Below are 13,180 nucleotides of genomic sequence, written 5' to 3'. Positions count from 1 at the left end.
GGTCCCCTCACGCGGCCTTCATGGATGGCGGGGGAAGTATGCCGCAACCTTGTCGTGCGGGGAAGTTTCGCCGGTGGATTTTTCCGGTCGAATGCGTGGATCAGAGCGCCTTGAGGCCGTTCTTGAAGCGCTGCCAGTTGCGCACATAGCTTTCGGCCGAGCGGGTGAGGCCGGCGATGGCGGCCTCGTCCAGCGTGCGGATCGCCTTGGCGGGCGACCCGACGATCAGGGAATTGTCCGGGAAGACCTTTCCTTCCGTCACCAGCGCATTGGCGCCGACGAGGCAGTTCCTGCCGATGACGGCGCCGTTCAGCACCGTCGCACCCATGCCGATCAGGGAGTTGTCGCCGATCGTGCAGCCGTGGATGATGGCGCCGTGGCCGATCGTGCAGCCTTCGCCGATCACCACCGGCTTGCCGGGATCGGTGTGCACGATGACGCCCTCCTGGATGTTCGAGCGCGCGCCGACGGTGATCGGCTCGTTATCGCCGCGCAGCGTGGCGCCGAACCAGATGCCGACATCCGCGCCGAGCACCACGCGGCCGATGACATTCGCATCCGGCGCCACCCAGTAGCGCCCGCCTTCGGGAAGCGTCGGCTGCTTGTCGTCGAGGGCATAGAGCGGCATGGGGTCCTCCGGCGGTTCTGATTCCTCCCGCCACTCTAGCACCCCGCCGGGCGGGCGGGGAAAGAAGCGAGGGTGGTTTTTTGGCCGGTGATGGGGTATGAGCCCGGCCATGACGAACGCAGCGACATTCTACCAGCAGGCCGTGACGGCGGGGACGAAGATTTTCGCCACCGCGCCGATGATCGACTGGTCCGACCGGCATTATCGTGTCTTCGCGCGGCAGCTGACGAAGAACGCGCTGCTCTTCACCGAGATGATCGTCGCCGACGCGATCCTGCGCGGCGATCGCGACCGGCTGCTCGGCTTCGATGCGGTGGAACAGCCCGTCGCGCTGCAGCTCGGCGGCAACGATCCGGCAAAACTCGCCGAGGCGTCGCGGATCGGCGAGGGGTTCGGCTATGCCGAGATCAACCTCAATGTCGGCTGCCCCTCGGACCGGGTGCAGTCCGGCACGTTCGGCGCCTGCCTGATGCGCGAGCCGCAGCTCGTGGCGGACTGCGTGGCGGCGATGAAGGCGGCGGTCGCCATTCCCGTCACCGTCAAGTGCCGCATCGGCGTCGACGACCAGGACCCCGAGGTGGCGCTGCGCGACCTCGTCTCGCGCGTGACGCTCGCCGGCACGGACGCCGTCTGGGTCCATGCGCGAAAGGCCTGGCTGCAGGGGCTCTCGCCGAAGGAGAACCGGGACATCCCGCCGCTCGACTACGGCCTCGTGCGCCGGCTGAAGGCGGAGAACCCGGACCTTTTCGTCGGGCTCAATGGCGGGCTCCACACCTTGAGCCAGGCGCTCGAAGAGATGACGGGGCTGGACGGCGTCATGCTCGGACGGGCTGCCTATCAGGATAGCGGCATCCTGACGGGCGTGGACGATCTCTTTCCGCATCCGCTTCACGGGGGCAGCCCGCTGGCCGGCCGTGTCTCCGATCCGGGGGCGCTTTCCGCCGACGATTGGGAGGCGGTGCGGGACGCGATGATGGCCTATGCGGGCGATGTGATCGCCCGGGGCGGACGGGTGGCGCATGTGACGCGGCACATGATCGGGCTCTTCCAGGGGCTTCCGGGGGCGCGGAAATACCGGCAGATCCTTTCCACCGATGCGACCAAGCCGGGGGCGGGGCCGGAGGTGATCGCGGCCGCCTTCGCGGCGGTGCTGTCGGGGCGGAGCGAAGCGGCCGCGGCGGCGGAGTAGCGCTTTCTGTGCACCGCCCCGGGCTCACCACAATTTCGTCCCCTCGGGGTCGGAGACTTTGGAGCAGTTCCGCTTTTCTCCGAATCGCGAAAACGCTCTAGCCCTTTGTTTTGCCGCATTTCCGGACGCAAAACCGCTTCGCACTTTTGCTGGAAATGCTCTAGACAGACGACGCAGTAGAAGAAGACGGACAGGTGGCCGCGTGATCGATCCCTATGCCATGCTCGGACTAGAGCGCGATGCCGACGACAACCAGGTGAAGGCGGCCTACCGCAAGGCCGCCAAGGGCATGCACCCGGATTCCGGCGGCGACGCGGACCAGTTCGCCCGCCTGCAGACCTGCTACGACCTCCTGCGCGACCCCGTGCGGCGAAAAGTCTTCGACGATACCGGCTTCGACCCGCAGCTCGCCGATCCGCGCGACCTCAAGGGCCTGATGCTGCTCGAACCGCTGGTCAACGACGTGATCCTCGACGAGCGCGAGCCCGGCAGCTTCGATCCGCTGGCGGCGATGCGCCGGAAGCTTTCCGACGACATCGTCAAGAGCCGCTTCCACATCCTGGAGCTGGAGCGCCACCGCAACCGCGTGCGCCAGCATATCGACCGGCTCGGCCGCAAGGCGGGCACGGATTTTCTCGGCTCCATGCTGCGCGCCCGCTCGCAGTCGATCGCCGAGGCGATCCGCACCGCGGAAGGGCAGATCCAGGCCATCGAGCAGGCCTATTCCATGCTGGAAGGCTATTCCTACGAGCTCGCCGCCGCGCTCGACCCCCTGCCGGTCGAGGTGAAGGGCGAGGCGGCGGAATAGGCCGGCCGCGCCGTCTCAAACCGTCAGCGGCGGCTCGTCGCCCTCGTAGCGCACCGGCGGCTTTTTCGCCCGCGCGGCGGCGAAGGCGCGGAACTCGGTAAGCGCGGCGCCCCGCAGGAGCGGGCGGGCGACCTCCACCGCGGCGTCCTGCAGGGCGCGGGTCTCGCGCCAGGGCGAGGCGAAGGAGAGCTTGCCCCAGGAATTGCCGAGATCCCGGACGTCGCGCGCGACCGCGGCGACGTCGTCGAACAGGCGGCGCTGCGCCGCGTCGAGATTGGCGAGGCAGCAGGGCTCCTGCGTGCCGTGGAAGAACCAGGCGCAGCGCCCCTGGCGGCGGCAGGCGCGGATGCGGCAGACGCGCTGCGGCAGGGCCAGCATCTCGGCCGCGCGGGCGAGCAGGTGACGGTCGGGCGGGGGAAGCTGGTACGTCCTGGGCATCGGGTTTCCTCTGAGATGGGGGAGGCGGGACCGGGGGTGCAGACATGCCGCGTCCGGCGCTCGCTCCGGGCTTGAAGTCGTGCGGACACGGGTCCGCATCGCCGCGCGTGGAAAAGAACCGCGCCGGGGTTCGTGCATCGGCTTTCGGACGGGGCGCTGGAAGCCGCCGGGTCAGAAATATGTATATGACGCCTTTCAGCGCCCCGTTCGGCGGTTTCTGCCCGCGACTTGGGTCTCTCTGCAAAGGCCGGGTGCAAGAATGTTGGCCGCCGGTTTCCGGGACGGGTTCTGTCCGGTTTTGCGCGCCGGGCGGGCTCGCCCTGAGCCCGGTCCGGACGGAAAGGTTTTTACGCCTTTCCCGGGAAAACGCCGCTCCGGCGGACGATGCCGACGCATCCGTCACGCCCGGCCTCCTTGTGTGCCGCACAGGCACGCCCGACGCGCCGTCCGGGGCTGAAACGACAGGGCCGGTCCGACGCCCTGGCGCTTCCCCCGTGTCGCCGGAGGGAGACCATTTTCCGCGAGCCCCCTTGGCGACGGCTTACGTCCGTCCCCCGCCAAAAGCGCCGACCCCGCCTCGCCGCAACGCCTTGCGGTGTATCCGCGGCGGGATGAGAGGAGTATGGCATGGGTGGGTGGGGGTGGGGAAAATCGCTTTGTTGTGTTGTTTCCGCGCTGAATTTTATTAGCTTAAAATTATTTGTGAAAATCTATCTAATCGTTACTCCATTCGAGTTCTCTGGCGTAATTTTGAAGCTTCGTAAGAATATATTGCGCAACGGAAGATCTATTCTTTGAAGACAAGAAGTCTCCTGATCTCCAAGTGTACTCGATACACGTCACGTCGTCGTTACCATGAATAGCGTTGTCTAGGAATGAGCGGGCAAAATGGTAATTTTGTTTCACAGCTCACATTTGTGAATGAAACAGATTTTTCTGTAAGAAGCCCTTCTATGGAGTCGCGCATGACGCGATTCAAGTTCTTGTCTCTTCCTAGGTTGAAACCTTGTTGGGCGAGGAGATCGAATGCCGCTGCCGCGTCTTCTGGCGGAGTCCCCCGTGCTTCAAAACGAGAGATTTTTTCACCGGATACAAGTTTTCCTAGATCTGACCTACTTAAATCTCGAACCGCTCGTGCAGGCCCGTATCGGCGATATCCGATTTGGTCGAATAAAGGCATTGTATCGGTATAGTTTCGGATACAAGATGCAGCAGCTGTTGGAGGTAGTGAAATTGCACGTGCGTTGAGCTGGACGATTGTCCTTGTCAGAAGACCGCGTCGACTACTCCACCATCGACCTACAACGCTTTGTGATGTAACGGAAATAAGCGCATGCGCATCAAGTAAACCATAATGAGAGGGGGATGTCAGTTGTGACAATACTCCTGGAGTGTTGCTTTCACTCACAAATGCGATAACCAACGAAACCGGCTTCTCAAGTTCTTGTCTGAGTTTTAATACCTGCGCATTAAATTCTTGTGATATTTTTCTCAGATATGCGCCTAACGTCGGATAGGAGCCGGGGTCAAAATTATCAGGATCGACTCCCAGCATTTCTAGGTTCTCAATTTTATTTGATAAGCTAAGTGTATGCTTTGCTATGTTTATCCAAGTTCTTCTTTCTGGTCCGTTCCAAATTATTGGAAGCTTAATGGCCGTTTCTCCCGATATATTTACATAACGTTCAGCCAGCGCATTTGCGGTATTTTGATTTGTCTCCGGCCAAAAGATAATAGAGGGAACGCCACCACTATTCGTTCGCAAAAACCGTTTTATTGCAGACAACTCACTATCTGAGGGAGGATTGTTTTCTCTATGGTCAATATTTACTGGGATAAGTTTTCGATTGTTCGTGGGAAGTTTTCTCGAAAACCCAGATACTGCCTCAGTCAATCCTTGATATGTTAGCTCTCCTTCATAATTCATAGTAGCCGTAAAATCGGATGGAAGCCATTGGCCTATATTTTCAACAAAAGTAGTTTTCCCTATTCCGGTATTGCCGAATAAAGGAACAAGAACGCCTTCGTCCCGAGTGACTACATCTGTTGCAAGTGCTCGTATGCCTAGTACGTCGCTATTGTTTGGTGGAATAAGTATTTTTGCAACATCTGCGCCGAGCTTGCTTGTGAGTCGCTCGTATCGATCCGGAAGAGAGAGTTGTGCTAGTATGTGTTCATGCATAAATTATGCTCCCCGGGCTTCCGTATTTTTTTAAAGTAATTATGTAATTTATATTGTTAAGTATGTGTTTGGCAAGTGTGTTTGATTTTTTTGAGTATAAGCTATAGTTTTCACCTCAATATTTTACCGCCCCGGCCGCCCCGTTTTCCCCTTCGTGCGCCCCTTGCGCTTTACCTCCGCCGGATCCTCATAGCTCCCGACGCCGATCTTCCCCCGTCGGACCGGCTTGGCGTCCTCGGCGCTCGCCGCGCGGTCGGGCTGGCCTTCGGGGAGGGGGGCTTGGCGCTTCTTGGTGCCGATGGTTTCCGGGGGGCGGTCCGGCAGGTCTCCGGTGACGGGTTTTTCGGTGCGGCCGACGGTCATTTCGTCGAGCGTGTTCTTGCGGAAGAGGGATCTGCCCGCCGGGGTCGCGACGTCGCGGCCCATCTCGTCCAGGTGCGGCTTGCGGAAGAGGGGGCGCTCGGTGTCGGTGCCCGGGCCCATGTCGTCGAGCGAGGGTTTCTGGAAGAGGGATTTTGAGGCGACTTCTGCGGCTGTGGCTGTGGATCCTCGGGTCAGGCCCGAGGATGACGGAGGAGAGGTGGGGCGCGATTTTCCCGAGGGCGTGCCGGAGGGGGAAGGGCCGGCCTTTCCGCCCTTGCCACCTTCCTGCGCCTTTGCCTCGTCCCGCGCCATCGGATCGTCCATGACGGCGAGTTCGGCGGCCTTGAGGCGCTTGATCTCGTCGCGGATGCGGGCGGCGGCTTCGAAGTCGAGGTCGGCGGCGGCATCGCGCATCTGCTTTTCGAGCGCTTCGAGATGGGCCTTCAGGTTGTTGCCGACGAGGTGGCCGGCATCGGCGAAACCCTTGCCGGAGACGCCGGAAATGTCGGCGCGGACGTGGTCGCGCTCGTAGACCGAATCGAGGATGTCGGAGATCTTCGCCTTCACCGATTCCGGGGTGATGCCGTTGGCCTCGTTGTAGGCCACCTGCTTTTCGCGGCGGCGGCTCGTCTCGTCCATGGCGCGCTGCATGGAGCCGGTGATCTGGTCGGCATAGAGGATGACCTTGCCGTCGACGTTTCGCGCCGCGCGCCCGATGGTCTGGATGAGGGACGTCTCCGAGCGCAAAAAACCTTCCTTGTCGGCGTCGAGGATGGCGACGAAGCCGCATTCGGGAATGTCGAGGCCCTCGCGCAAGAGGTTGATGCCGACCAGCACGTCGAAGGCGCCGAGGCGCAGGTCGCGGATGATCTCGATGCGCTCCAGCGTGTCGATGTCCGAGTGCATGTAGCGCACGCGAACGCCCTGTTCGTGCAGGTATTCGGTAAGATCCTCGGCCATGCGCTTGGTGAGCACGGTGACCAGCGTGCGGTAGCCGGCCTGCGCGGTCTCGCGGATCTCGCCCAGCACGTCGTCGACCTGGCTTTTGGCCGGGCGCACCTCGACGGGCGGGTCGATGAGGCCGGTCGGGCGGATGACCTGCTCGGCGAAGACGCCGCCGGACTGCTCCAGCTCCCAGCCGCCGGGCGTCGCCGAGACGGCGATGGTGTCCGGGCGCATGGCGTCCCATTCCTCGAAGCGCAGGGGGCGGTTGTCCATGCAGGAGGGCAGGCGGAAGCCGTATTCGGCCAGCGTCGCCTTGCGGCGGAAGTCGCCGCGGTACATGGCGCCGATCTGCGGGATCGTGACGTGGCTTTCGTCGATGAAGATCAGCGCGTTGTCGGGCACGTATTCGAAGAGGGTCGGCGGCGGCTCGCCGGGGCGGCGGCCCGTCAGGTAGCGCGAATAGTTCTCGATGCCGGCGCAGGAGCCGGTGGCCTCCAGCATTTCCAGGTCGTAGCGCGTGCGCTGCTCGAGGCGCTGCGCCTCCAGCAGGCGGCCGGCCTTTTCCAGTTCGGCGAGGCGGTGCTTCAGCTCCTCGCGGATGGACTTGATCGCGCCGTTCAGCGTCGGGCGGGGGGTGACGTAGTGGCTGTTGGCGTAGATTTTTACCGATTTCAGGTCGCCGGTCTTCTGGCCGGTCAGCGGGTCGAACTCGGTGATCGCGTCGATCTCGTCGCCGAACATCGAGATGCGCCAGGCGGCATCCTCAAGGTGGGCGGGGAAGATTTCTATGGTGTCGCCCCTCACGCGGAAGGAGCCGCGCTGGAAATCCATCTCGCGGCGCTTGTATTGCTGGGCGACGAGGTCGGCGAGGAGCTGGCGCTGGTCGAGCCGTTCGCCGACCTCCATCTGGAAGGTCATGGCGGTGTAGGTCTCGACCGAGCCGATACCGTAGATGCAGGAGACCGAGGCGACGATGATGCAATCGTCGCGCTCCAGCAGCGAGCGCGTCGCGGAGTGGCGCATGCGGTCGATCTGCTCGTTGATCGACGATTCCTTCTCGATATAGGTGTCCGAGCGCGGGACATAGGCCTCCGGCTGGTAGTAGTCGTAGTAGGAGACGAAATATTCGACCGCGTTTTCCGGGAAGAAGTTCTTGAACTCGCTGTAGAGCTGCGCGGCCAGCGTCTTGTTCGGCGCGAGGATGACGGCGGGGCGCTGCGTCTCCTCGATCACCTTGGCCATGGTGAAGGTCTTGCCCGAGCCGGTGACGCCGAGCAGGACCTGGCTGCGCTCGCCGTCGGAAAGGCCGTCGACGAGGTCCTTGATGGCCGTCGGCTGGTCGCCGGCGGGCTGGTAGTCGCTGATCATGCGGATCGGAATGCCGCCTTCCGACTTTTCCGGCCGGGCGGGGCGGTGCGGCGTCCAGAGCTTGCCGTCCTTGAACAGCGGGTTGCCGCTCTCGATGAGCTTCGACAGGGCCTCCACCGTAGCGGTGACGCCGGAGCCCTTCTCCAGCGCGGCGGCATCCTCCAGCGAGACGTCGAGGCCGGAGACGGGCATCAGGCCGGCGGCGGCGCGGGTCTTCGGGTCGGACGAGCCGCCGATCGAGACGCCGCGGGATGTCTTGGAGACCGTGACCTGCTCGGTGTGGCGGCGGGCGGCGTTCTCCACCGTCTTGCGGTGCTTGCCCGCCTTGGAGGCGACCTCGCGGCGGCTCTCGACGCTCGCGGCCTCCGCCTCGGCCTCGAGCTGCTTCACCCAGTCGGAGACGCTGCCGCTGAGCGGCGCGCCCTCAAAGTCCGACTGCGGGGCTTCCTCGAAACCGGGGTTCGAGGGCGGGGATTTCTTCGGTGATCTGGCCATGCGGGGAATATGGAGAGAGTCATCCGGAAAGGAAAGGGGGCGTGAGTACAAAAGGGAAACGAATTTGCCGCCGCCCCCGGCCGTTATCCTCGAAACACGGTCTGGGAGCGCGCATGAGCACGGTGGACGAGGCGGCAATGATGCCGAAGGAGGGTTCGCTGGACGCGCTGCACGGCGCGGTGGCGGAGTACAACGCGGCGCGGCCGAAGGTGGCGCGCGACATGTATGTCACCGTGACGCTGCTGCTCGGCGTCTACCTGCTCTTCTCCGTGCTCGTGCTCTATCTCGTCGCGACGCAGATCGAGGAGGACTGGACCTTCGTCACGCTGGCCGCGCTGATCGTCGGGGGGACCTTCGTCTGGAAATTCGCCGTGGCGCCGGCAAAGCGCTTCCAGCAGACGCTGCGCAACCGCATGCTGCCGCTGGTCTTCGGCTTCGTCGACGAGGTGCAGTACGTTCACGGCGCGACGCCGCGCTTCATCGCCGGCATGCCGGGCAAGGAGTTCGTGCAGCGCGACCGCGCCGTGCATGGCGACATGATCGCCGGCGTGCACGAAGGGCTGGCCTTCACGCTTTCCGAAACGGAGCTGAGCACCGGCAGCGGCAAGAGCCGGCAGACCACCTTCAAGGGCGTGATCTTCCATTTCCTGCGGGAGGAGGAGTTTCCCGGCCTCTTGATCGCCGCGCGCAAGCCGAACGCCGTGCACCGCTTCATGCGCGACCTCTTCGGCGGCTCCCGGCTGGCGCTGGTGACGAGCGGCAATGTGGAGGTGGACGTGTCGCACGAGTTCCGCACCGACCGCGCGGAGGCGGCGACGCCGATCGTGCAGGGCACGCTTGCGAAGGCGCTGGACTATCTCGCGAGCGTGTGGCGGGACGATGTGGTGCGCCTCGCCCTCACGGGGCGCGAATGCTACCTGCTGGTGCCGACCAGGAAGGATTTCTTCGAGCTGCCGCCGGTGGATACGCCCATCGACTTCGACCGCTACATCCGGCCGATGATCCGCGATCTCGTGACGCTGCTGGCGACGGCGCAGCTCGTGCGCAAGATCGGCTAGGAACACGAAACGCCGGCGGGGGCCGGCGTTTCGCGTCGCCTGGGAGGAGCGATCAGAGGATGAAGTCACCCTTGTAGAGGTCGCCGAAGGAATCGACTTCCAGGATGAAGTCGGCCTTCTTGTCGCCGTTGACGTCGCCCATGACGAGCTTGGTGTAGTGGCCGTTGTTGAGCTGGGTCTCGGTCCAGGTCAGCTCGCCCTTCTTGCCGCTGAAGGCCGCGCCTTCCTTGGCGACGAAGGTGAAGGCGTCGTTCTTCTTGGTGCCGGCGATGGCGTCGATGGCGGAGAGGTCGATCTTGTCGCGGCCGTCGAACGTGTTCGACTTGAACTGCTCGATCACGTCGCGGCGACCCTCGGCCTTGCCGATCTCCGCAATGCTCTTGAAGACGAAGCGGTCCCCGCCGTCACCGCCCCACATCTTGTCGACACCGGCGCCGCCGATGATGACGTCGCGGCCATCGCCGCCGTGGATCTGGTCGTTGCCCTTGCCGCCTTCGATGTAGTTCTTGAAGTCGCCGCCATAGATGATGTCGTTGCCATTGCCGCCGTAAATCTTGTTGTAGGCGCTGGAGTGGCCGAAAATCCGGTCGTTGCCGCCGTAGCCGTAGATCTTGTAGACGGAATCGCCGTTCATCGGGTCCGCCATCAGGAAGTTGTTCTTGTTGTCGCCTTTGAGTGTAGCCATGGAATATCTCCGGAATCATGAAGCATCGGCGGCGTCCAGCCAACCGGTGCGCATGAATGGTCGGGCGCTGTCCGGCTTGTGAAGCGCAGGAGCGGCGAAAGGATGCAAAGCGCCAGCCCAACGGGCGGCCTTTCGGTGAACGGCTGATTTTCGTCGCTGAACGGCACTCGACAGTTTTCAGGGAAAAAACGATTATTCGCGCAATGAGCACTGTATCGAGTCTGCCATTCATTCCTCACGCCGAACAGAGCGAGTCGCAGCTGCAACGGGCAACGTTGCGCTTCGGCGGGCTGTATCTGCTTGCCGTCTTCCTGAGCTCCAGCCTGCTGTGGGGGCTGGCGGGCACGGATCCGGTCGACTCGGCCGTCGGCAAGGTCTTTCTCCTGGCGATGGCCGCGCTGCTGGCGGCGCTGCTGACGATGCTGCTGGTCCGGCTGAAGGCGCTGCCGCTGCCGGCGAAGGCCGCGCTCTGCTTCACGCTGTCGCTCGTCGGCGGCGTGCTTTACTGCGGCATCGACCATGCGATCTACGCGATCTGCGTCTATCCCGCGGCGCCGGTGTGGGACATGACGGGCATCGCCTACAACGTCATCTACGGCACGTCGCTCTATTTCGGCTGGAGCTGCCTGTTCCTCGCCCTGTGCTACAGTTTCGACCTGCGCGACCACGAGCGGCGGTTGGCGCTGATGCGCGAGGAGGCCATGGCGGCGCAGATGCGGGCGCTGCGCTACCAGCTCAACCCGCACTTCCTGTTCAACACGCTCAATTCGATGGCCGGGCTGATCGAGGAGGGCGAGCGCGACGATGCGCGCGACATGGTCTTCTCCCTCTCGGCCTATCTGCGCACGACGCTGGCGCTCGATCCGCTGCAGGACCTGCTGCTGGAGGAGGAAGTCGCCTTGCAGACCGGCTACCTCACCATCGAGCAGCGCCGCTTTTCCGACCGCATGGGGGTGGAGATCGACCTCCCGGAGGAGCTGCGCAAGGTCCTGGTGCCGAGCCTCATCCTCCAGCCGCTCGTCGAGAACGCCGTCAAGCACGGCGCCTGCCGCAAGGCGGGCGGCGTGACCATCGCCATCCGCGCCAGGCAGGAGGCGGGGCGCCTCTGGCTCCTCGTCGAGAACGACATGGCGCTTGCCGACCAGCTGCCCGGCGCGGCGAGCTTCGGCATCGGCCTCAGAAATGTCGGCGAGCGCCTGGCGCGGCGCTTTCCCGGCGCGAGCGGGTATCACTACGGTCGGACCGGCGATGGCCGGTTCCGCGTGACCCTGACCATGCCCATCAGGACCGCGTGACCGCATGACCGAAATTTCCGTTCTTATCATCGATGACGAACCGATCGCCCGGCGTCGCATGGTCCGCATGCTCGCGGCGATCGACGGCGTGAGCGTTGCCGGCGAGGCCGGCGACGTCCCGCAGGCGCTCGAGCAGATCGCCGCTCTCGCACCCGCCGTGCTGCTGCTCGATATCCAGATGCCCGGCGGCAGCGGCTTCGACGTGCTGGAGCAGACCGGCCCGCACGCGCCGCTGCCGATCTTCGTCACCGCCTTCGACCATCACGCCATCCGCGCCTTCGAATGCAATGCCGTGGACTACCTGACGAAGCCGGTGACGCCGGAACGGCTGCGGCAGGCGCTCGAGCGGGCGCGCGCGATGATCGTCGCCCGCGAGAACCGGGACGCGGTGACGGAGCTGCGCGAAACCGTCGCCGCGCTGCGCAAGGCGCTGCGCGAACAGGCGACGCGGCCGACGCAATTCTGGGTGAAATCGCGCCGGGAGACCATCCGCATCCCTGCTGAAAAGGTGCTGCGGTTCCAGGCCGCCGGCGACTATGTGCAGCTGCACGCCGAGCAGGGCAGCTTTCTCTACAACGAGAGCCTCTCGGCGCTGGAGCGGCGGTTGCCGGCGGAGGATTTCCTGCGCATCAGCCGCAGTGCGATCGTGCGGCGCGACCAGGTGGTGCGCGTGAAGCGCGGGCCGCTCGGCGTGCTGCATGTGGTGCTGCGCGACGAGACGGAGATCAAGGTCGGCCGGACCTACCTGCGGGCGGTGCGGGACGGGCTGATGCAGGGGTGAGGGCGGGCGCGTCGGCGCCGGCCAGCAGATCGCGCAGCATGTCGGCGACATGCTGGACGGCGCGATCCTTTTCGCGGCGGCGGTGCCAGGCGATGTGCAGCGGAAAGCCGGGAACGGGGATCGGCGGCCGGGCGACGTGGAAGCGGGCCGCCGCATCCGCCGGCACGCAATGGCTCGGCATCATGGCGATGAGATCGCTTTCCTCAAGGAGCGGCGGCACCATCAGGAAGCTCGGCACGACGATGCCGACGCGGCGGCTGCGGCCGAGGGCGGAAAGCTGGTCGTCGAAGCCGCTGCGCGTATCGCCGCGGCCGGAGACCAGGATGTGCGGATAGGCGAGCCAGCCGTCGAGCGAGAAGCCGCGGGCGGCCGGATGGTCCCGGCGCATCGCCACGACATAGTGTTCCTCCAGCACCGTCTCGCAATGGAAGGCGGCCGCGTCGACGCTGGGGAAGACCGAGACCGCGATGTCGCTCGCCCCGCGCGCCAGAGCCTCCAGCGCCGCCGATGCGCCATGCCAGGGCTGGATGACGATATCGATGCCGGGGGCGGAGCCGGCGAGCGCCCGGTGCAGCGGGCCGACGATCAGGATGCCCGGATGGTCCGCCGTGACGATGCGCACCGTCCGGCGGATCTCGGCGAGCGGTTCCTCCGGCGCATCGACGACGGCGGCGATGCCGGCGAGGAGGGTCTTCAGCGGGTCGCGCAGCGCGTCCGCCCGCGGCGTCAGGCGCATGCCGCCCTTGCCGCGCTCCAGCAGCGGATCGCCGAACAGGTGGCGGCAGCGGTCCAGCGCGCTCGATGCCGCCGGCTGCGACAGGTTCAGCTTTGCGGCGGCGCGCGAGACATGCGCCTCGTCGAGCAGGGCATCGAGCACGACGAGAAGGTTGAGGTCGATCGATCGCAAATTCATGAAATCGATAATAGCATATATGAATCATCCAT

At 64.3% G+C, this 13,180-nt stretch carries 11 protein-coding genes; 5 read left to right on the top strand and 6 right to left on the bottom strand.

Annotated features, from left to right (window positions below; genetic code table 11):
* Positions 1 to 100: 100 nt before the first annotated feature.
* Entirely contained in the window at positions 101 to 628 is a 528-nt protein-coding gene (locus AABQ55_RS15800; protein WP_272805676.1) for a gamma carbonic anhydrase family protein, read from the bottom strand.
* A gap of 109 nt (positions 629 to 737) precedes the next feature.
* On the opposite strand from AABQ55_RS15800, the gene dusA reads away from it, so the two are divergent.
* Positions 738 to 1,817, top strand: a complete 1,080-nt coding sequence (gene dusA / locus AABQ55_RS15795) for a tRNA dihydrouridine(20/20a) synthase DusA (RefSeq protein WP_272805675.1) — start codon at positions 738 to 740, stop codon at positions 1,815 to 1,817.
* 220 nt (positions 1,818 to 2,037) lie between these two features.
* Positions 2,038 to 2,625: a J domain-containing protein gene (locus tag AABQ55_RS15790; protein WP_244769678.1), complete on the top strand. Its 588-nt coding sequence runs from the start codon at positions 2,038 to 2,040 to the stop codon at positions 2,623 to 2,625.
* 15 nt (positions 2,626 to 2,640) lie between these two features.
* On the opposite strand, the gene AABQ55_RS15785 is transcribed toward AABQ55_RS15790, so the two are convergent.
* The 3 genes from AABQ55_RS15785 to uvrB all read right to left on the bottom strand — a co-directional run bounded on the left by AABQ55_RS15785 (position 2,641) and on the right by uvrB (position 8,416).
* A complete protein-coding gene (locus AABQ55_RS15785) occupies positions 2,641 to 3,063 on the bottom strand; it encodes a hypothetical protein (protein ID WP_272805674.1) in 423 nt (140 codons plus the stop codon).
* An 850-nt stretch (positions 3,064 to 3,913) separates the two neighbouring features.
* On the bottom strand, positions 3,914 to 5,245 hold the full coding sequence (locus AABQ55_RS15780; protein ID WP_272805673.1) for a hypothetical protein: 1,332 nt from the start codon (positions 5,243 to 5,245) through the stop codon (positions 3,914 to 3,916).
* A gap of 123 nt (positions 5,246 to 5,368) precedes the next feature.
* Positions 5,369 to 8,416, bottom strand: coding sequence for an excinuclease ABC subunit UvrB (gene uvrB / locus AABQ55_RS15775; protein ID WP_272805672.1), 3,048 nt, complete (start codon positions 8,414 to 8,416; stop codon positions 5,369 to 5,371).
* Positions 8,417 to 8,529: 113 nt separating this feature from the next.
* On the opposite strand from uvrB, the gene AABQ55_RS15770 reads away from it, so the two are divergent.
* Positions 8,530 to 9,474, top strand: a complete 945-nt coding sequence (locus tag AABQ55_RS15770; RefSeq protein ID WP_272805671.1) for a hypothetical protein — start codon at positions 8,530 to 8,532, stop codon at positions 9,472 to 9,474.
* Positions 9,475 to 9,526: 52 nt separating this feature from the next.
* Here AABQ55_RS15770 and AABQ55_RS15765 read toward each other — a convergent pair whose 3' ends face one another.
* Positions 9,527 to 10,159: a M10 family metallopeptidase C-terminal domain-containing protein gene (locus tag AABQ55_RS15765; RefSeq protein ID WP_244769595.1), complete on the bottom strand. Its 633-nt coding sequence runs from the start codon at positions 10,157 to 10,159 to the stop codon at positions 9,527 to 9,529.
* A 203-nt stretch (positions 10,160 to 10,362) separates the two neighbouring features.
* Here AABQ55_RS15765 and AABQ55_RS15760 point away from each other — a divergent pair, with 203 nt between their 5' ends.
* Positions 10,363 to 11,454, top strand: coding sequence for a sensor histidine kinase (locus AABQ55_RS15760; protein WP_272805670.1), 1,092 nt, complete (start codon positions 10,363 to 10,365; stop codon positions 11,452 to 11,454).
* A gap of 4 nt (positions 11,455 to 11,458) precedes the next feature.
* Positions 11,459 to 12,235: a LytR/AlgR family response regulator transcription factor gene (locus AABQ55_RS15755; RefSeq protein ID WP_272805669.1), complete on the top strand. Its 777-nt coding sequence runs from the start codon at positions 11,459 to 11,461 to the stop codon at positions 12,233 to 12,235.
* Here AABQ55_RS15755 and AABQ55_RS15750 read toward each other — a convergent pair.
* Positions 12,180 to 13,148: a LysR family transcriptional regulator gene (locus tag AABQ55_RS15750; protein WP_272805668.1), complete on the bottom strand. Its 969-nt coding sequence runs from the start codon at positions 13,146 to 13,148 to the stop codon at positions 12,180 to 12,182. The genes AABQ55_RS15755 and AABQ55_RS15750 overlap by 56 nt on opposite strands.
* Between the last annotated feature and the right edge of the window lie 32 nt (positions 13,149 to 13,180).

The sequence above is a fragment of the Shinella sp. WSD5-1 genome (assembly GCF_963942435.1).
GTDB lineage: Bacteria > Pseudomonadota > Alphaproteobacteria > Rhizobiales > Rhizobiaceae > Shinella > Shinella yambaruensis.
The sequence above is the reverse complement of the archived record's forward strand: the minus strand, read 5'-3'. Positions and strand labels throughout refer to the sequence as shown.

Bases quoted from the DNA above. Each gene is read 5' to 3' on its own strand.
- AABQ55_RS15750 (WP_272805668.1), bottom strand. From the start codon at position 13,148: ATGAATTTGCGATCGATCGACCTCAACCTTCTCGTCGTGCTCGATGCC.
- AABQ55_RS15790 (WP_244769678.1), top strand. From the start codon at position 2,038: ATGCTCGGACTAGAGCGCGATGCCGACGACAACCAGGTGAAGGCGGCC.
- AABQ55_RS15760 (WP_272805670.1), top strand. From the start codon at position 10,363: ATGAGCACTGTATCGAGTCTGCCATTCATTCCTCACGCCGAACAGAGC.
- AABQ55_RS15780 (WP_272805673.1), bottom strand. From the start codon at position 5,245: ATGCATGAACACATACTAGCACAACTCTCTCTTCCGGATCGATACGAG.
- AABQ55_RS15765 (WP_244769595.1), bottom strand. From the start codon at position 10,159: ATGGCTACACTCAAAGGCGACAACAAGAACAACTTCCTGATGGCGGAC.
- AABQ55_RS15770 (WP_272805671.1), top strand. From the start codon at position 8,530: ATGAGCACGGTGGACGAGGCGGCAATGATGCCGAAGGAGGGTTCGCTG.
- AABQ55_RS15785 (WP_272805674.1), bottom strand. From the start codon at position 3,063: ATGCCCAGGACGTACCAGCTTCCCCCGCCCGACCGTCACCTGCTCGCC.
- AABQ55_RS15800 (WP_272805676.1), bottom strand. From the start codon at position 628: ATGCCGCTCTATGCCCTCGACGACAAGCAGCCGACGCTTCCCGAAGGC.
- dusA (WP_272805675.1), top strand. From the start codon at position 738: ATGACGAACGCAGCGACATTCTACCAGCAGGCCGTGACGGCGGGGACG.
- uvrB (WP_272805672.1), bottom strand. From the start codon at position 8,416: ATGGCCAGATCACCGAAGAAATCCCCGCCCTCGAACCCCGGTTTCGAG.
- AABQ55_RS15755 (WP_272805669.1), top strand. From the start codon at position 11,459: ATGACCGAAATTTCCGTTCTTATCATCGATGACGAACCGATCGCCCGG.